We start from the raw sequence: 18,039 nt of genomic DNA, 5'->3' as shown, positions 1-18,039 counted from the left end.
CGAACGCCCGCTTGCCTTTGGCGCCAAGCCGGGCCAACGGGGGCTATGCGTCCCCAGGTTATCATCATCGGACGGCCCAACGTGGGCAAGTCCACTCTGTTCAACCGGCTCGTCGGCAAGAAGCTGGCGCTGGTTGACGACCAGCCCGGCGTTACCCGCGATCGTCGCTTCGGCGATGCCTCGCTGCTGGGCCTTGAATTCACCATTGTCGACACCGCCGGGTGGGAAGACGAAGATCCCTCCAGCCTCCCGGGCCGGATGCGGATGCAGACCGAAGCGAGCCTCGAAGGCGCCGACGTGGCGCTGTTCGTGATCGATGCGCGCGCCGGGCTCACCCCGCTGGACGAGGAAATCGGCCGCTATCTGCGCGGGCACGATATTCCCGTGATCCTGCTGGCCAACAAGGCGGAAGGCCGCGCCGGCGACCATGGCCTGTTCGAGGCGTTCTCGCTGGGCTTTGGCGAGCCGGTGGGCGTTTCGGCCGAACACGGCGAAGGCATGGGCGACTTGTTCGAGGCGCTGCTGCCGCACATCGGCGAAAAGCAGGACGACGAGGACGAGGCGAGCGACGAGGAAGCCGAATACGATCCCAAGGCCGTGCTCAAGCTGGCGATCGTGGGCCGCCCCAACGCCGGCAAGTCCACCCTGATCAATCGCTTCCTGGGCGAAGATCGCCTGCTCACCGGGCCGGAAGCGGGCATCACCCGCGATTCGATCGCCATCGACTGGAGCTGGACCGATCCCAAGGATGGTGAAGCCCGCCCGATTCGCCTCATCGACACCGCCGGCATGCGCAAGAAGGCGCAAGTGGTCGACAAGCTGGAAAAGCTTTCGGTCGCCGATGCGCGCCGCGCCATCGACTTTGCCGAAGTGGTCGTGCTCTTGCTCGATGCCACGCGCGGGCTGGAACACCAGGATCTCAAGATCGCCTCGATGGTGCTGGAAGAAGGCCGCGCCCTGATCATCGCGATCAACAAGTGGGACGTGGCCGAAGACGCCAGCGGCCTGTTCAACGGCGTGCGCCAGGCGCTCGACGATGGCCTGGCGCAAGTGCGCGGGGTGCCGCTGGTGGCAGTTTCGGCGCGCACCGGCAAGGGGCTGGACACGCTGCTGTCCGCCGCTTTCACCCTGCGCGATGCGTGGAGCCGGCGCGTGCCGACTGCCGCGCTCAACCGCTGGTTCGACGATGCCCTGGCCGCCAATCCGCCGCCGGCGCCCGGCGGCCGCCGCATCAAGCTGCGCTATATCACCCAGGCCAAGACGCGCCCGCCCGGCTTCGTGCTGTTCGGCACGCGGCTGGACCAGTTGCCGGAAAGCTATCGCCGCTATCTGGTCAACGGCATTCGCCGCGAGCTGGGCTTTGATGCGGTGCCGATCCGGCTGACGCTGCGCAGCCCCAAGAATCCGTTCGCCAAATCATGATGCAGCCGCCCCCGCGCAGCCTGGGCCAGGCCCTGTGGCGCGGGGCGCGGGGCCATTGTCCGCGTTGCGAGGGCGCGCGGTTGTTTGCCGCATGGTTGCGACCGGTGCCGCAGTGCCCGGCTTGCGGGCAGGACTGGCGCGGCCACCGTGCCGACGATTTCCCGCCCTATCTGGCGATCCTGGTCACCGGGCACGTGATGGCGCCGGTGATCATCGAGCTCGGCCTGCACACCGCGCTGTCGTGGCCGGTGATGATGGCTCTGTGCCTGGCCATGACGGTCACGCTGGTGCTGGGCCTGCTGCAACCTGCCAAGGGCGCGGTGATCGCGCTGCAATGGTGGCTGGGCCTCCACGGCTTTGCCGCCGCGCCGGGCAAGGCGCTGCGGGCGAGCGAGCCGCCCGCACAGACACGGCCGCGCAACGAAACGTAATCGCGCACGGCCTGCCCTGGCCCTGCGCCGGGCGAGGCGGATGCCGAGGTTTTCGGCACATCGCCACGGCCGCGCCGTGACGGCAGACACGCAGGCGCAATCTTTTCTTGCGCAGCAACACTTCCTCACGAAGCCGCACCCATCGCGCAAAGGGGGCGATGGTACCCGGGACATCAGAATTATGAACGCCCCATCAGGAGTGTCCTCTATGCTGATTGCCTCGATTCTCGCGCCCGTCATCGCCCTTGCCCAACCGGTGGCCGCCGCTGCCCCGGCGCCCGTGTGCCAGGGCGCGCCTGGTCGGCCCGCGCTGTGCCGTCCGGCTGCGGCCGTGCAGCCCGCAGCAGCCTCGGCCGAGCGCGTCGCCATGGTTGCCTGCCATCCCGATCCCAGCCGCAACCGGGGCTGCTTCCGCCCGCTTCACCAAAAGAGCAACGCCGCTCTTGCCCAGGCTGCCCCGGTGCGCGAGGATGCGCGCTGAGGGACAAGGAATGACCGAGCCCGGAACCAAAGGAGCGCATCTGCGTAGCACAGCCATGCTGGCCACCCGTCTTGCCCCCTCCATCGTGCTTGTCGAAGATGACGGCCCGCTGCGCACGCTGACCGCCCGCGCCCTGCGCGAGCATGGCTATGAAGTGCGCCCGGCGGCCACCGGCGCGGAAATGTGGGTGCTGCTCGATAGCGCACCGGCCGACCTCGTGGTGCTCGACATCATGCTGCCGGGCACCAATGGCATCGAGCTGTTCCGCAAGCTGCGCCGGTTGAGCGACGTGCCGATCATCTTCATTTCCGCGCGCGGCAGCGAGGAAGATCGCGTGCTCGGGCTGGAACTGGGCGCGGACGACTATCTCGCCAAGCCGTTCGGCACGCGCGAACTGGTGGCGCGCGTCGGCGCCGTGCTGCGCCGGGGCGGGCAGGGTGCCGATGGCGTGGCGGCGGCTGAACCGGGCGAGCGCGCCAGCGAAATCCGCTTCGATGGCTGGACCCTGTCGCTCGCGCGCCGCGAACTGCATGCGCCGGGTGGGGTGATGGTCGATCTGACCGGCGCCGAATTCGATCTTCTCGCCACGTTCGTGGCCCAGCCGCAGCGCGTGCTGGGGCGCGAGCGCCTGATCGAATTGTCGCGCACCCGCCTGGGCGACAGTTCCGACCGCAGCATCGACGTGCTGGTCTCGCGCCTGCGCCGCAAGCTGACTGCGGCGGGCGGCGAAGCCCCGATCACCACGGTGCGCGGGGTGGGCTATATGTTCAAGGCGCAGGTTACCCGCACCTGATGCGGGATTGCCCGATGAGTCGCCCGGCATGATGCCGCGTCGTGCCCTCTGGCTGCGCCGGGCGATGAACCGCTTCGGCCTGCCCGAGCGGCTCCTGGCGATCCTGGTGCTGATGGCAGCGATCGATTTCGGCGCCAACGCGGTGCTGTTCGATCGCGCCAGCAACTTTGCCCTGCGCAGCGACGATGCCGCGCGCATTGCCGAAAACCTGGTGATCGCGAGCCGCGCGCTGGAAGCCGAAGACGTGGCGGATCGCCCCGCACTGGCCGAGCGGCTTTCGTCCCCGCGCTTTTCCCTGGCGTGGAAGCCGCGCCTGGCCCACGCCGACGATGCCCTGCCGCTCGACCGGCTGCGCGCCCAGGTGCTCGACGCCGCGCCCGAACTGGCCTCGGGCGATCCGCGCTTTTCGCTGCGTTCGCTGGCCTCGCCGGGATCGGTCAACGGCGCCATGCTGCTCAGGGATGGCTCGGGCGTGGTGTTCCGTACCCAGGCGAGCGAGGCCTGGACGCTCAATGCCGGGCGGCTGGCCGTGCTGCTGGTGCCCACGCCCTTGCTGGTGGTTTTGGCCTGGGTGCTGTTTCGCGCCACGATCCGCCCATTGAAAGCCCTGGTTTCGGCCACCAGCCGGGTGGGGGCCGGCCCGCCCGAGCCGCTCACCGAGCGCGGTCCGGACGAAGTGCGCCGGCTGATCCGCGCGTTCAACCGCATGCAGAGCCGCATCTATCGCCAGATGCTGGACCGCACCCAGTCGATGCTGGCGATCGGCCACGATCTGCGCACCCCGCTCGCCCGGCTGCGGCTGCGGCTCGACGACGCCGGGCTCGATCGCGCCACCCAGGCAGACATGGTCCACGATATCGACGAGATGATGCACCTGCTCGCCTCGCTCCAGACCTATGTCGAAGGGGAAGGGCGGCAGATTCCGGCCGAACCGGTGGACCTGGCCGCGATGGCCATGACCTTGGTCGACAATGCCTATGACCAGGGCGGTGACGCGCGTTACGAAGGCGAGGATCGCCTGGTGATCCATGCCCGCGCCATTTCGCTGCGCCGCGCGCTGGGCAACCTTGTCGAAAACGCGCTGCACTATGCCGGGCAAGTGGAGGTGACGGTGCGCCGCGATGGCGACTGGGCCGAAGTGGTGGTGGCCGACAACGGCCCCGGCATTCCCCCCGACCGGCTGGACGAAGTGACGCAGCCTTTCGTGCGGCTCGATGCCGCGCGCGGGCGCGACACGCCGGGCATGGGGCTGGGGCTGGCGATCGTGAAGCGCGCGATCCGCGCCGAAGGCGGCACGCTCATTCTCGCCAACCGCCGTGCCGAAGCCGGGCAGACCGGCCTTGTGGCAACGGTTCGTCTGCCGCTCAAGGCCGGCCAGCCCGCCCTTCCGGCGCGGAAATAGTTCCTTACAGTTCCGTCCGAAGCGGGCAAAGACGTTCCCGTACCTCGTTGAATCAAGAGCCCCGGCATGCGCCGTGGGCGCAAAAATTCAAGAGGAGGTACCTCCCCATGAACGAACTGATCGGTCGCGTCTTCAGTTTCGAGAAGACCGTCTTTCCGAAGAGCAGCGAGCTCTACGGCCAGCTTTCCACCCACGGCCAGGCGCCCAAGGCACTGATGATTTCCTGCGCCGATTCGCGCATCGTGCCCGAACAGATCATGCAGGCGCAGCCCGGCGACCTGTTCGTGTGCCGCAACGCCGGCAACATGGTGCCGGCCTATTCCACCATGAACGGTGGCGTGTCTTCCACCGTGGAATATGCCGTTGTCGCCCTCGGCGTGCGTGACATCATCGTCTGCGGCCACTCCGACTGCGGCGCGATGAAGGCACTGGCCGCCCCCGAAGCGCCCGAGGGCATGCCCAACGTGGTGGCCTGGCTGCGCCATGGTGCCGCTGCCGAGCATGTCGTGTCGACCTGCTCGCCCCATCTCCATGGCCATGATCGCGTGCGCGCGGTCAGCTTGCAGAACATCATCGCCCAGATCGACCACCTGCGTACGCATCCCTCGGTCTCGGCGGCCATCGCGCGTGGCGAAATGTCGCTGCACGGCTGGTTCGTGGATATCAGCGCCGGCCAGGTGCTGGGCCTCGACGGCGATACCGGCGAATTCGTGCCGCTGCGCGAAGATCGCCCGATGCCGGTGGCCCTGGCCGCCGCGCCCCGTTTCGCGCGCGAACCCGCGCTGGCGGAGGCGGCCGAATGAGCCACGCAGCCGCCGCTGCATCGCCCGAGGCTGCCCCCGTGAGGGGCGGCCTCGTTCGCGATTTCACCGCGTCGATCGTGGTGTTCCTGGTGGCCATGCCGCTGTGCATGGGCATTGCCATCGCTTCGGGCGTGCCGCCGGAAAAGGGCCTGGTGACGGGCATCATCGGCGGCATCGTGGTCGGCCTGCTGGCCGGATCGCCCTTGCAGGTCTCCGGCCCGGCCGCTGGCCTTGCCGTGATCGTGTTCGAATTCGTGCGTGACAACGGCCTTTCCGCGCTCGGCCCGGTGCTGCTGGTGGCGGGCCTGATCCAGTTGGTTGCCGGCGTCGCGCGACTGGGCGGCGTGTTCCGCGCCATCTCGCCTGCCGTGGTCCACGGCATGCTGGCCGGGATCGGCGCGCTGATCGTGGTCGGCCAGTTCCATATCCTGTTCGATGCCAAGCCGATGTCCAATGGCCTGGCCAACCTTTCGATGATCCCCGCCCGCGTGCTGGGCCTGTCGCCGTTCGACTGGCGCGCCAGCGAAATGGCGCTGATGCTCGGGCTGGTGACGATCGTGGGCATGATCGGCTGGGAAAAGCTCAAGCCCAAGGCGCTCGCCCTGGTGCCGGGCGCGCTGATCGGGGTGATTGCCGCCACCGTGCTGGCGGCCGTGCTTGGCTTGCCCGTGGCGCGCATCGCCGTGCCGGATTCGCTCAGCGCCGCGTTTGCCGTGCCGGGCGGGGCGTTTCTCGATCCACTGATGGCCAAGCCCGCGCTGCTGGTCTCGGCCGTGGCGATCGCGTTCATCGCCAGCGCCGAAACCCTGCTGTCGGCCGCCGCGGTCGATCGCATGCACAATGGCGTGCGCACCGATTACAACAAGGAACTGCGCGCGCAGGGCGTGGGCAACCTGCTCTGCGGCATGGTTGGCGCGCTGCCGATGACCGGGGTGATCGTGCGTTCGTCGGCCAACGTCCAGGCTGGCGCGCAGAGCCGCTGGTCGGCCGTGCTGCACGGGGTGTGGATTCTGGGCTTCGTTGCCCTGCTGCCCTGGCTGCTGCGCGAAGTGCCGATGGCGGCGCTGGGCGGCGTGCTGGTGGTGACCGGCTGGAAGCTGGTCAGCCTCAAGCACGTCAAGCACCTGTTCGCCAACTATGGCCCGCTGCCGGCGGCCATCTGGGCGGTGACCTTCGCGCTCGTCGTCTCGACCGATCTTCTGACCGGCGTGCTGGTGGGCATGGCACTGTCGCTGGTGGAACTGCTGCCGCACGTGAAGCACCTCAATCTGGGCGTCCATGCGCAGGAACACGAAGATGCAACGCGGGTGGAACTGAAAGGCGCGGCCACCTTCCTGCGCCTGACCAAGCTCAACGCCGTGCTGGAAGACCTGCCGGCCGATCGCCGCGTCCACCTCGATCTCGGCCGGGTCAAGGCGATCGACCACACCACTGCCGAAACCCTGGGCGAATGGCTGGCACGCCGTCGCCAGCAGGGCAACGCGGTGACCGTCTCCGGCCCCGAGCCGATCCTGCGGGCGGTGCCTCACACCGCCTGAACCTCCAAATCCTCGCGCCCGTGTCCCCATCCCCGGCGCGGGGCCGGCGCCAGGCGCCCGCTGCCCCCACTGGCCCCGTCCGGCCGGTGGGGGCAGTTTCGTTGCGGGGTGTGCGTCCGCCAATCCACAACAAAAAAATCCCCCGCCAGTATGTGCTGGCGGGGGACAGTGGTGCGTACCTGGTTGAAAGGTGTCTTCAGAAGTTGACGGTGGCCGAGAGCACCACGCGCGAGGACGAGATCGAGGCGCCGTCCTGGGTCTGGAACTTGGTGAAGTTGGGACGCAGGTAGGCCGCGTCCGCATCGCTGATGTTGGTGTCGATATAGGCCACGCCCAGCACGACCTTGCCTAGCGCCAGGTCGGCGCCCAGCAGCCAGTCGGCATAGGAGCCGGTCGGCGCCACGCTGGTGCCGTTGGGGCCAAGGCCGGGATTGCCCTTGGAATAGCCAAGGTGCGCCTTGAGCGTGACCGGGGTGGAGGGGATCGCCCCGCTCACGTCACCCCAGACATAGAGGTTGTCGTTCTTGGCACCGGGGTGATCGGGCGTGCCTTCCACATAGCTGGCACCCGAATCATACCACTGGCCCAGCGCCTGCTGCTTGGGCGCATAGGCCACGCCGGCCAGCGCCGAGACCGGGCCGACGGTGCCCGAGAGCTTCACGAAGGGTTCGGCAAAGTCGGTCTTGGCCGCGCCGCCCGGATACATGTACCAGGTGAGGCCGACATCGAGCGTGGCCGGGCCGAAAGTCTTCTTGAAGCCGCCGATCGCATCGAGTTCCAGGTTGGGGCCGCCGAACGTGCCCCAGCCGGCCAGGTTGGACCCCCAGGTGCCGACATAGAAGCCGCTTTCGTGGGCGATGGTCACGCCGGCCTGGAGCGCGAAGCCGTTGTTGGACTGGGAAACACCGCGCAGGCGATAGTCGGTGACCACGGCGGCGCTGCCCGAAATGGTGATCGGCGAAGGCGGTGCGGTGTCTTGCGCCTGGGCGGCGCTCGCCAGGGCCAGCGAGGCACCGGCCAGTGCGGTGGCCAGGCACAGGCGGCGAGCCTGGCGGCGTGCGGAGCGTTGAATCATCGGAACTGTCCTTCCCTCACGGTCATCGAGAAAACGGTTCCGCCTGCGTGTCGGCGCCTGTCCGTCTCGGGAAGCGAGGGGAGACCCCCCAGTCGTTCCCGGCAGCAGGTTGCGCCGACAGGACCGGGGTTAGGCTGCGATGCTGTCTGTTCCTTGTCCGATGTGCAACGAAGTATTGCTGTGTTTCCGGCGTGGCTTTCGTGCCACAGTCTTCACTCGGGCGTCTTCACTCGGGAAGGGGAATGAACTCGTGCTCGCCGGGCACGTGGGCAAAGCGGTCGTCCTTCCAGTCGGCCTTGGCCTGCTCCAGCCGATCGGGCCGGGACGAGACGAAGTTCCAGAAGATGTGGCGCTTTTCGGGAAACGGTTCGCCGCCCATCAGCATCACGCGCGCGCCGTCGGTGCTCTCGATCACCACTTCGGCGCCGGGCTTGAGCACGATCAGCTCGTTGGTGGCGAACTGGCCGGTCTGCCCGCCCACGGTAATCTCGCCGCTCACCACGTAAAGCGCCCGCTCCACATGCTCGGCTGCCACGCGATAGCGGCCGCCCGGGGCGATCACCAGTTCGGCATAGACCAGGTCCGACAGGGTCTTGACCGGGGAAGACAGGCCATCGACCTGCCCGGCAATCAGCGTCAGGCGCGTGCCGTCCTGCTCCACGCTGGGGATTTCATCGGCCTTGTGATGGGCAAAGGCGGGATCGGTTTCCTCGGCATGGGCGGGCAGCGCCACCCAGGCCTGGAGGCCGAACAGCGGCCCGCCGCTGGCGCGCATGTCCGGGCCGGTGCGCTCGGAATGGGTAATGCCGCGCCCGGCGGTCATCCAGTTGACCTCGCCGGGGCGGATCGCCTGGACCGAGCCGAGCGAATCGCGGTGGAGGATCTCGCCCTCGACCAGATAGGTCACCGTGGCGAGGCCGATGTGCGGGTGCGGGCGAACGTCCAGCCCTTCGCCACCGGCAAAGGCGGCCGGGCCCATCTGGTCGAAGAAGATGAACGGGCCAACCATGCGGCGATGGGCCGAAGGCAGTGCGCGGCGCACCTTGAAGCCTTCACCCAGATCGCGGACCGGGGGCAGAAGGGCAAATTCGATGCCCGGCACATCGGGCGTGCGGATGGTCATGGCGGTGTTCCTGCATGTGGCGCCCGTTGCGGGCCTGACACATAGCGTTTTACGCGCCGCAGCCGTTCCACGAAATCCCGATAAGGCCGGTCAAATCGTTCAGCTTTGTTGGACGGTTTGCGGCGGCTGCCGCTCGCGCCGCGCCAGTTGCCCCAGCACCAGGCCCAGCGCCAGCACCGCCGCGCCAGCCAGCGCGCCCGGCCCCAGTTGCGTGAGCGAGGACCACAGCATCGCCGCCGACAGGGCCATGAACGCCAGCGGAAACAGCGGGAACAGCGGGGTCCGCACCGGCCAGTCATGTTCGGGCAGGCGGCGGCGCAGGCGGATCAGCGCGGCCATGCCCAGGATCACGAACAGCCAGTAGACGGGCGTCATGTAGTCCACCATCGCGCCAAAGCCGCTTTGCGACAGGCCCGAAACCGCCGTCAACAGCAGGGAGAACCCGCCCACGGCCAGCGTCGCCCGCGCCGGGGTGCCGCGCCGGTCGTGCCAGTTGCCCAAGGCCGCCAGCGCGGGCAGGTCGCGCGCGGCCGAGGCGGTGACGCGCGAACAGACGATGAGCGTGGAATTGATGCTGCTGATCGCGGAAATCGCCACAATGCTCACGGTCAACCAGGCGCCCACCGGGCCGAACGCGCTGCGCGCCAGATCGGCCCCCGGCGCAGTGCTGGCGGCCAGGCCGGCCAGGCCCAGCCCGCGCAGCAGCGCCCAGTTCATCAGGCAGTAGATCGTCATCAGCAGCGCCAGCGCGCCGATCACCACGGCCAGCATGGCCCGCCGCCCGCCACGCACTTCGCCCGAAAGCGTCGCCATGTCGCTCCACCCGCCATAGGCCAGGAAGACATAGATCAGCGCCACGCCCACGCTGCCCCCGGTGGGCAGGGGCGCGGCAGCGGTGGGGGCGGGCACCAGCAGCCCGGCGGCGGTAACACAGGCAAACCCGGCCGCCACCAGCGCCACCAGCAACGCTTGCGTGAGGAAGCCCAGTCGCACGTGCACGAGGTTGAGCCCGGTCAGCGCGGCCACGATGGCCAGGGCCAGCCCGGTGCGCTCGGCATGGCCCAGCGGCCAGAGCGCGCTGGCATAGTCGGCCAGAAGGTGCGCCATCAGCGCGATCCAGCCGGTGTGCATGATGGCAAAGCGCGACCAGGCATAGAGCGCGGCCAGGCGCCCGCCCCAGGCGCGCCGCAGGAAGCTGTATTCCCCGCCGGAATCGGGAAAGGCGGCCGCCATTTCGACATAGCACAGCGCGCCGACCATGGTGACGAGCGCGCCCGCCACCCACAGCAGCAAAACATGTCCGCCCGGCGCGTTGGCCGCCACGGTGGGCGCGGTCTTGAGGCTGTCGGTGGACATCACCATGCCCAGGGCGACCAGCATGGCCTGGCCGATGCCGAGATGGGCGCGCGGGCCGCGCGAGGAGGACGAGACGGTCAAACAGGTACTTTCCGAAGGCTGGGGGCCAAGGGTGTCGGCGGTCCTAGTGCGCGATTGCCACAGTCCGTGCAAGGATTGGCATGTTTTGAACTGCTCATTTGACCGAATAATACTCAAGTCATTAGGTGGATTTTTCTGGCGTCCTATCCATCCGGGGTTCTCGTGGCAGTTTCCGTCGTTTCCTCTCGCGCGCCGCTGCGGCTGGCGCTGGTTTCCCTTGGCCTTTCGGTGAGCGCGAGCGCGCTGGCCGCGCCCCAGGCCCAAGCTCCCCAGGCCCCAGTTCCCCAGGCAGAGGCGCCCACGGCTGCCGACAGCGGCACCAGCGGCGATGCGATCATCGTCACCGGCACCCGCGAAAGTGGCCGCCTGGCGCGGCAGAGCGCCACCCCGATCGACGTGGTCAAGGCCGATACGCTAACCGCCACCGGCCAGTCGAACCTGGTCGATTCGCTGCGCAGCGTGCTGCCCTCGTTCAACGCGCCGGCTGTTGGCTATGACGTGGGCGCCCTGGCGCGCACCTTTGCGCTGCGCGGGCTTTCGCCCAGCCAGACGCTGATCCTGGTCAACGGCAAGCGCCGCCACCTTTCGTCCAGCATCTATGCCGACAGCGATCCTTCGCAAGGCTCGAACGTCGTCGATCTCGACATGATTCCCCAGGCGGCGGTCGGCCGCGTGGAAGTGCTGCGCGATGGCGCGGCGGCGCAATATGGCTCCGACGCGATCGCCGGGGTGATCAACGTGATCCTCAAGGACGATGCCAATTCGGGCAGCGTCTCGGTGCAGGGCGGCAAGTATTACGCGGGCGACGGCGCCGCGATCCAGGCCAATGCCGACAAGGGCGTGAGCCTGAAGGACGGCGGCGTGCTGCATCTTTCGGCCGGCTATCGCTATCAGGATTTCACCAACCGCAGCGGCGACAGCGGCGGCGTGCAGCCGGCCAAGGTGCAGGGCATGCCGCGCTCGGTGGTGCTGAGCGGTGGCTATGACTATACCCGGCCGCTGGGCGAAGTGGCCGATTTCTACAGCTTCGGCACGTATGCCTGGCGCAAGGCGCGCGCGAACGAGAACCCGCGCCAGCCCGGCTGGTTTTCCGATGCGGTGGACGCGATCTATCCCAACGGATTCACCCCGCAGGAAACCCTGAACGAGCACGATTTCAGCGTGACCGGCGGGATCAGGACTCACGGGGAGTGGGCGGTGGACCTGTCCAGCACCTATGGCCGCGACGTGGTCAAGCTGCGCAACATCACCACGATCAACCCCGATCTGCTGGCCGATACTGGCAATGCCCAGACCGATTTCAACGTCGGCGGCTTTGCCGCGTCGGAATGGACCAGCAACATCGATGTGAAGCGCCAGTTCGACGTGGGCCTGGCCGGCCCGGCCACATTCGCGTTCGGCGCGGAAAACCGTTATGAAACCTATGAAATCCGCGCCGGCGAGCCGACCTCGTATTATTCCGGCGGGCCGCAGGCTTTCCCCGGCTTCCGCCCCAGTGACGCGGCCGATGTGCATCGCAACAGCGTGGCCGGCTATGCCGACCTGACGCTGCGCCCGGTCAAGGCGTGGGAGCTTTCGGGCGCCTTGCGCTGGGAGCATTACAACGGCGTGGGCAGCCGCCTCAACGGCAAGCTGGCCAGCCGCTATGACGTGACCGACCGCTTCGCCCTGCGCGGCAGCGTCAGCACCGGGTTCCACGCGCCCACCCTGGCGCAGCAGAACTATTCGGCCACCACGGTGACCACCGGCTATGCCTCGATCCAGTTGCCGCTCGGCTCGCCCGGCGCCAACCTGCTCGGCGCGCCTTCGCTCAAGCCGGAAACCTCCACCAGCGCCAGCCTGGGCTTCGTGGCCGAGCCGCTGCGCGGGCTGTCGATCACGGTCGATGCCTATCGCATCGACGTGAAGAACCGGATCATCGAAAGCGCCTATCTCTATGGCGACCTGGCCCAGGCGGCGATCGCCGCCAACGGCACCACGATTCCCGCCGGGCTTTCCGCCGACAATGTCAGCGCGGTGTTCTTCACCAATGGCGTCGACACCCGCACGCAAGGGGTGGACGTGACGGCAAGCTGGACCACGCCGGTGGCCCTGCTCGGCGCGCTGCGCTGGGATGCCGGGCTGGCCTATGTCGATACCACGATCCGCCGCGTCCATGCCGCGCCCGCCGTGCTGGCCGATGCCGGGCTCACCCTGGTCGATGCGGTGCAGCGCACCAACCTGACCACGGCGACGCCTTCGTGGAAGGCCTCGCTCGCCACGGCATGGAACCACGGCGGCTGGGACGTCACCTTGCGCAACACGTTCTACAGCAATGCGCGCCAGGCGCAGGGCTATGCCGAACCCTATTACATCATCGACACCGGCAGCCGCGTGATCACCGATCTCGACGTGGGCTATCGCATCAACCCGCAAGTGCGGGTGGGCGTGGGCGCCACCAACCTGTTCGACGTGCACCCGCGCGCCATTCCCACCGAGATCGGCCAGGCGCTCAACTATGACCGCTATTCCCACGTCGCGCCCTACGGCATCAACGGCGGCGCCTATTACGCGCGCCTGACGGTGAGCCTGTGAGCGGCGTGGTCATCCTCGACGGCGGCACCGGGCGTGAACTGGCGCGCAGCGGTGCGCCGTTCCGCCAGCCCGAATGGTCGGCGCTGGCGCTGATCGAGGCGCCGCACTTCGTGGCGCAGGTCCACCAGCGCTATGTCGAGGCCGGGGCCGACGTGATCACCACCAACAGCTATGCCGTGGTGCCGTTCCACATCGGGCAGGACCGGTTCGACGCCCATGGCGCGCAATGGGCCGCGCTCGCCGGGCGCCTGGCCCGCGACGTGGCCGATGCCGCGCCGCGCAAGGTGGCGGTGGCCGGATCGCTGCCGCCGGTCTCGGGCTCCTACCGGCCCGACCTGATCGACCTGGCGCGCAGCCGCGCGGTGCTGGCCGTGCTGGTGGAAGCGCTGGCGCCCCATGTCGATCACTGGCAGGCCGAAACGCTGTCGGCCATTGCCGAGGCGGAACTGGTGGCAGACCTCGTCGCCCCCACGGGCAAGCCGCTGTGGCTTTCCTTCACCCTGGCCGATGAAGACCCCGCCGCCGCGCCGCAACTGCGCTCGGGCGAGAGCGTGGCCGAAGCCGCCGCTGCCGCACTGCGGCTGGGTGCCAGAGCGCTGCTGTTCAATTGCAGCCAGCCCGAAGTGATGGCCGCCGCCGTTGCCGAGGCGAAAGCGGCGCTGGCCGGCACCGACGTGGCAATCGGCGTCTATGCCAATGCCTTCCCGCCGCAGGGTGCCGATGCCGAGGCCAACAACGGCCTCAGCCCGATCCGCGCGGACCTGACGCCCGAAGGCTATGCCGCCTTTGCCCGCGCCTGGGCAGCCGAAGGTGCCACGATCCTGGGCGGATGCTGCGGCATCGGGCCGGAGCATATCGCCACGTTGCGGCACGATCTTGCCTGATCAAGCCGCGCCGGTTCCTATCCCAGCAGGGCGAGGAACCGGTCCAGCGGGCAGATGGTCGGCTGGCCCGGTAGCGCGCAGCCGGGCAGCGGCACGGCCACGCTGACCGGCGGGCGCGGGGCCAGGGTGCGGATCGCATCGAGCGTCTGCGCGCGATAGCGCACCCGCACCAGGCGCGCGCCACCCGCGCCGCGCAGCCGCTCGATCACGAAGGCACCGCCCGGTGCCGGATCGTCAGCGGCAAAGCCGGGTACCTGCCAGTGCGCATCGAGCAGCCCGGCGAGGTTGGCGATGTTCGTGTCGTGGCCCGAGATCATCGTGACCTTGGCCGTTCCGGTCAGCCCCTGGCGCACGATCGGCGCCAGCCCGGCAAAGTTTGCGCGGGCCACCGGGCGCGGCCGGGCGACGAGTGCGAACTCCAGGGCATGAAAGGCCGAAAGCGCGGTCACGTCGGCCGCACTGGCGCGGCCCCAGCCAACCTCGCGCGCCGGCTTGCCCTCGGCATATTCCAGCAGCAGGACCTGCGCGGCAGTGGAGGCGCGATCGAGCGTCCCGGCAAGCTTGGGCTTCTGCCCCGGCACGGCCGGCGCGATCGTGGTGGGCTTGTGGTCCACGCCGCAATCGCTGCGGGCCGGGCCGCACAGGATGGCGTTGAGCCGCACGGTCAGCGGCTGCATCCGCGCGTCCTGCGCAGGCAGGCCACCGGGGCCGACCGCTGCGGCCACTGCTGCATCGACTGCGGCCGGGTCATAGGGTGCCAGCCCATGGGCAATGCCGTTGAAGCGCGGGTCTTCCACGTCCTGCGCCAGATGATCGATCGGCAGCGCGCAGCCCGGCGCCAGGCTGCGGGTCCAGGCCTGCGCGGTGGCAATCGTGCGCTGGTCGCTGTCGGCCACCACCACAACCTGCCCGCGTGCCGGGCAGCCGCGCGCGGGCAACAGCCGTTGCGCGCGGAACGCGCGGCCATCGGCGCTGCCGAGCCGGGCCACCGCCTGCGCGCCGTGCGGGGTCAGCCAGCCGGGCGCCACCGGCCAGGCTGGCCAGGGCTGGCTGGCAAAGCCGGCCGGCATGGCCGGGTCCTTGGTGGGCGGGCGCACGCCATGGCGCATCACCACCACCACTTGTTCCACCACCGGCCCCACCACCGGCGCGCCTTGCGCCATGGCCGGGGCGGAAGCGGCAGTCAGGGCAAGGCCCGCCAGCAGCCGGGCGCGCATCAGAAGTGCACCTGCACGCCGCCGCGCACCATCGATCCATAGTGCTCGCGCTCGATCAACTGGCTCTTGATCCCTTCATAGCGGCGCCAGGGCGCGTCGGTCAGGTTGGTGGCATCGCCGAACACGGTGAACTGCGGCTTGATCTGATAGGCCACATGCACGTCGAGCTGGGCATTGCCGTCGGTATACTGGTCGGTCGCCGCGCTGCTGCCCAGGGTATCGAGATAGGCCGAGCGATAGTTGAACGCCACGCGGGCCGAGAGGCCGTACTTTTCGTAGAACACCTGCACGTTGCCGACATCGCGCGATTGATAGGCCAGCGGGATCGCCCCGTCGCGCACCTGCACGCCATGGGCATCGCCCCACACGTGGGTGTAGTTGGCCGAAATCCCGAAGCCGGCGAGCAGGCCCGGCAGGCGGGTGAACTGGTACTGCACGTTGAATTCCACGCCGGAAAGCTGCTCGCGGTCCACGTTGATCGGCTGCGTGACCTGCGCGGAGGGATAATACGTGCCGCCCAGCGTCACCCCGGTTTCGGTCTGGCCGAAGCTGTAGATCGGGTTGCGGATGTCCTTGTGGAAATAGCCGGCGGACAGGATCGCGCCAGGCGCCGGGTAATATTCCACGCCCGCGTCATAGTTGATCGCGCGATAGGGTTGCAGGTCGGCATTGCCGATCGAGACGGCAGGGATCGTGCCGCTGGTATCGGCGATCACGTAGGGCGCCAGATCGGGATAGTTGGGCCGCCCGATCGAAGTGGTCACCGCGCCACGGAGCAGCAGGCCGCGCGCCGCATCGATCCGCGCGGTCAGGCCGGGGAAGAAGTCGGTATAGGCCGCGCGGCCATAGCTGTTGTAGCCATCGGTCAGCGTCGAGGCGGCGTTGACGATCTTGGCAAAGGCCTTGTCCACGGTGTGCTCCATGCGCACGCCAGGCACCAGGGTCAGCGCCCCGGTCTTGATCGTTGCCATGGCGTAGGCGGCGACGATGTCTTCCTTCACGCGATAGTCGCTCGACAGGCTGTCTGACAGCGTGCCGCTGGCATCGAGCGCATATTGCGTGGGGTTGGCATCGAACCAGGCCTTGGCACTGGCATAGTCGATCCGTGAGCCCATGGCGAACTGGCCGCCCATGAAGCTGGTATCGCCCACATAGTCCACATCGCCCAGCGCGCCGCCCGTCTTCCCGATCTTGCCGGTGGTCTTGTAGTCCAGCCGGTCATGGTCGTCGGTCTTGTCGCGCGAGAGCAGCTTGGCGCCCACGGCAAAGGTGGAATCGCCGCCCAGCGGGTGGCTGTAGTCGATCCGGCCCTGCCAGATCTGCTCGGCGGCATGGCGGGTCTCGAAATTCACCTTGCTGAACGTGAAGGCCGAAGGCGTGTTGAAAATGTCGGTCGTTGCCGCCAGCGTGTAGGGATAGGTGCCGCCGTTGTAGGTGGTGGTCACGCCGCCCTTGGCGGTGGAATAGGTGAATTCGCTGCGCAGCGGGTCTTTCTTTTCCGCACGGGTCCACCCGCCCGAAACCGACAGGGTGCCGCCCGCCACGTCGGAAAACTCGCCGCCCAGCGTGGCCGACTTGGTGTTGTCGTTCTCGATCCGGCGGCGCACCAGCACCGTGGCGGTCGCGGCCATCGTGGTGGCGTTGGTGATCGCCAGGCGGTTCTGGTCGCGGGTCTCGTTGTCCTTGTATTCGCTATAGCTGGTGCGCAGGTAGATCTTGGCGGTTGGCGAGGGATGCCAGTCGAAATTGCCGACCACGCCCAGCCGGGTGCGCGTCAGGTTGTAGTCGCGGATGCCGTTGCCATCGGGCAGGCCATTGGCCCAGTTGCTCGAACCCTGGTAGTTCTCGCTCTCGATGTTGCGCTTGGAATAGTTGACCGAAACCACCGCGCCGAACTGCTCGTCGGCGCCAAAGCGGCCGCCCACGGTGCCGTCGGCTTCCCACGCGGTCTTGTGGTTCAGGCTATAGCGCCCGATCGCGCCGCGCGCGTCGAAGGTGAAAGGCGCCTTGCTGTCGAACGCGGTGCGGGTGCGGATCGCCACTTCGCCGGCAATCGCGTTGGCATCCTGGTTGGGCAGCACCGACTTGGTCACGGTCACGGCCTGGATCATCGCCGAGGGCAGGTCGTCCAGCTTCACCTGGCGGCCATCGGGCTCGGGCGCGGGCAGGGTCTGGCCATTGAGCGTCACGTTGAGCAGGCCGGGATCGATGCCGCGCACGATGGCATAGCGGCCTTCGCCCTGGTCGTTGGCGACGGACAGGCCGGGCAGGCGCTTGATCGCTTCGGCCACGTTCTGGTCGGGCAGCTTGCCCACGTCGTTGGCGCGCAGGGTTTCGGTCACGTTGAGCGCGTCACGCTTTTCGGCGGCGGCCTGTTCCTGCGCCTCGCGTACGCCGGTCACGATAATGGAGCCTTCCGGGGCTTGCGCGCCCGGCTCGGCTTGCGCAGCGGCAGGCGCCAGCGCGCCTTTTTCGGCGACGATCACGAACACGCCCGGCCCGGTGCTGCGCGCGACCAGCCCGGTCTGGCCGAGCATGCGGGCGAGCGCTGCCGACACGTCCATCGTGCCGTCCACCGCCACGCTGCGATGGCCGCGCGCGATGCTGCCCGAAACCACGATCTGGACATGGGCCTGGGCGGCGAACTGGTGCACGGCGTCGGCCACGGCCTGGGCCGGCACATGCACGGTGACGGCCGCAGGCACGATCATGCCCTGCGCGGCGGCGGGAATGGCGGAAAGCCCGGCCACGGCCAGGGCAAGCGTCGAGACGGAGCGAAACGGCGCGAACATTTGCAAAAACCCCTCATACGATCCCGCTCTCGGCAGGGACACCGGGGTGACGAAGGGCCTGGGGGCT

The 18,039-nt window shown here is 68.5% G+C and carries 14 protein-coding genes; 9 read left to right on the top strand and 5 right to left on the bottom strand.

Going from position 1 to position 18,039, the window contains the following annotated elements:
* Positions 1-45: 45 nt before the first annotated feature.
* The 7 genes from der to IE191_RS17385 all read left to right on the top strand — a co-directional run bounded on the left by der (position 46) and on the right by IE191_RS17385 (position 6,870).
* A complete protein-coding gene (gene der, locus IE191_RS17415; RefSeq protein ID WP_191325654.1) occupies positions 46-1,422 on the top strand; it encodes a ribosome biogenesis GTPase Der in 1,377 nt (458 codons plus the stop codon).
* Positions 1,419-1,853 (top strand): DUF983 domain-containing protein, encoded by a 435-nt coding sequence (locus IE191_RS17410; protein WP_191325653.1) that lies wholly within the window; start codon positions 1,419-1,421, stop codon positions 1,851-1,853. The genes der and IE191_RS17410 overlap by 4 nt, the downstream gene beginning before the upstream one ends.
* A gap of 208 nt (positions 1,854-2,061) precedes the next feature.
* Positions 2,062-2,334, top strand: a complete 273-nt coding sequence (locus IE191_RS17405; protein ID WP_191325652.1) for a hypothetical protein — start codon at positions 2,062-2,064, stop codon at positions 2,332-2,334.
* Positions 2,335-2,389: 55 nt separating this feature from the next.
* A complete protein-coding gene (locus IE191_RS17400) occupies positions 2,390-3,127 on the top strand; it encodes a response regulator (RefSeq protein WP_191325696.1) in 738 nt (245 codons plus the stop codon).
* 28 nt (positions 3,128-3,155) lie between these two features.
* A complete protein-coding gene (locus tag IE191_RS17395; RefSeq protein WP_229815579.1) occupies positions 3,156-4,529 on the top strand; it encodes an ATP-binding protein in 1,374 nt (457 codons plus the stop codon).
* A 107-nt stretch (positions 4,530-4,636) separates the two neighbouring features.
* Positions 4,637-5,332, top strand: a complete 696-nt coding sequence (locus IE191_RS17390; protein ID WP_191325651.1) for a carbonic anhydrase — start codon at positions 4,637-4,639, stop codon at positions 5,330-5,332.
* Positions 5,329-6,870 carry a SulP family inorganic anion transporter gene (locus IE191_RS17385; RefSeq protein ID WP_191325650.1) on the top strand — a complete coding sequence of 514 codons (1,542 nt, stop codon included), beginning with the start codon at positions 5,329-5,331 and terminating at the stop codon, positions 6,868-6,870. The genes IE191_RS17390 and IE191_RS17385 overlap by 4 nt, the downstream gene beginning before the upstream one ends.
* Before the next feature lie 196 nt (positions 6,871-7,066).
* On the opposite strand, the gene IE191_RS17380 is transcribed toward IE191_RS17385, so the two are convergent.
* The 3 genes from IE191_RS17380 to IE191_RS17370 all read right to left on the bottom strand — a co-directional run bounded on the left by IE191_RS17380 (position 7,067) and on the right by IE191_RS17370 (position 10,505).
* On the bottom strand, positions 7,067-7,945 hold the full coding sequence (locus tag IE191_RS17380; protein ID WP_191325649.1) for a TorF family putative porin: 879 nt from the start codon (positions 7,943-7,945) through the stop codon (positions 7,067-7,069).
* A 226-nt stretch (positions 7,946-8,171) separates the two neighbouring features.
* Positions 8,172-9,068, bottom strand: a complete 897-nt coding sequence (locus IE191_RS17375) for a pirin family protein (RefSeq protein ID WP_191325648.1) — start codon at positions 9,066-9,068, stop codon at positions 8,172-8,174.
* Positions 9,069-9,167: 99 nt separating this feature from the next.
* On the bottom strand, positions 9,168-10,505 hold the full coding sequence (locus tag IE191_RS17370) for an APC family permease (protein WP_229815577.1): 1,338 nt from the start codon (positions 10,503-10,505) through the stop codon (positions 9,168-9,170).
* A gap of 162 nt (positions 10,506-10,667) precedes the next feature.
* Here IE191_RS17370 and IE191_RS17365 point away from each other — a divergent pair, with 162 nt between their 5' ends.
* Together IE191_RS17365 and IE191_RS17360 are read left to right on the top strand one after the other, a co-directional pair.
* The gene (locus tag IE191_RS17365) at positions 10,668-13,079 is read left to right on the top strand and encodes a TonB-dependent receptor plug domain-containing protein (RefSeq protein WP_191325647.1); all 2,412 of its coding nucleotides are present in this window, start codon (positions 10,668-10,670) and stop codon (positions 13,077-13,079) included.
* Positions 13,076-13,963, top strand: coding sequence for a homocysteine S-methyltransferase family protein (locus IE191_RS17360; protein WP_191325646.1), 888 nt, complete (start codon positions 13,076-13,078; stop codon positions 13,961-13,963). Before IE191_RS17365 ends, IE191_RS17360 begins: the two co-directional genes overlap by 4 nt.
* Before the next feature lie 17 nt (positions 13,964-13,980).
* Here IE191_RS17360 and IE191_RS17355 read toward each other — a convergent pair whose 3' ends face one another.
* Both IE191_RS17355 and IE191_RS17350 read right to left on the bottom strand, forming a co-directional pair.
* A complete protein-coding gene (locus IE191_RS17355; protein ID WP_191325645.1) occupies positions 13,981-15,180 on the bottom strand; it encodes a histidine-type phosphatase in 1,200 nt (399 codons plus the stop codon).
* Positions 15,180-17,972 (bottom strand): TonB-dependent receptor, encoded by a 2,793-nt coding sequence (locus tag IE191_RS17350; RefSeq protein ID WP_229815575.1) that lies wholly within the window; start codon positions 17,970-17,972, stop codon positions 15,180-15,182. Before IE191_RS17350 ends, IE191_RS17355 begins: the two co-directional genes overlap by 1 nt.
* Positions 17,973-18,039: the final 67 nt, after the last annotated feature.

Source organism: Novosphingobium pokkalii (genome assembly GCF_014652855.1).
In the GTDB taxonomy this organism is placed as follows: domain Bacteria; phylum Pseudomonadota; class Alphaproteobacteria; order Sphingomonadales; family Sphingomonadaceae; genus Novosphingobium; species Novosphingobium pokkalii.
Note: the sequence above shows the minus strand (reverse complement) of the source record. Positions and strands in the feature narration are given on the sequence as shown.

Bases quoted from the DNA above. Each gene is read 5' to 3' on its own strand.
- IE191_RS17400 (WP_191325696.1), top strand. From the start codon at position 2,390: ATGCTGGCCACCCGTCTTGCCCCCTCCATCGTGCTTGTCGAAGATGAC.
- IE191_RS17410 (WP_191325653.1), top strand. From the start codon at position 1,419: ATGATGCAGCCGCCCCCGCGCAGCCTGGGCCAGGCCCTGTGGCGCGGG.
- IE191_RS17395 (WP_229815579.1), top strand. From the start codon at position 3,156: ATGATGCCGCGTCGTGCCCTCTGGCTGCGCCGGGCGATGAACCGCTTC.
- IE191_RS17375 (WP_191325648.1), bottom strand. From the start codon at position 9,068: ATGACCATCCGCACGCCCGATGTGCCGGGCATCGAATTTGCCCTTCTG.
- IE191_RS17380 (WP_191325649.1), bottom strand. From the start codon at position 7,945: ATGATTCAACGCTCCGCACGCCGCCAGGCTCGCCGCCTGTGCCTGGCC.
- der (WP_191325654.1), top strand. From the start codon at position 46: ATGCGTCCCCAGGTTATCATCATCGGACGGCCCAACGTGGGCAAGTCC.
- IE191_RS17355 (WP_191325645.1), bottom strand. From the start codon at position 15,180: ATGCGCGCCCGGCTGCTGGCGGGCCTTGCCCTGACTGCCGCTTCCGCC.
- IE191_RS17405 (WP_191325652.1), top strand. From the start codon at position 2,062: ATGCTGATTGCCTCGATTCTCGCGCCCGTCATCGCCCTTGCCCAACCG.
- IE191_RS17390 (WP_191325651.1), top strand. From the start codon at position 4,637: ATGAACGAACTGATCGGTCGCGTCTTCAGTTTCGAGAAGACCGTCTTT.
- IE191_RS17385 (WP_191325650.1), top strand. From the start codon at position 5,329: ATGAGCCACGCAGCCGCCGCTGCATCGCCCGAGGCTGCCCCCGTGAGG.
- IE191_RS17350 (WP_229815575.1), bottom strand. From the start codon at position 17,972: ATGTTCGCGCCGTTTCGCTCCGTCTCGACGCTTGCCCTGGCCGTGGCC.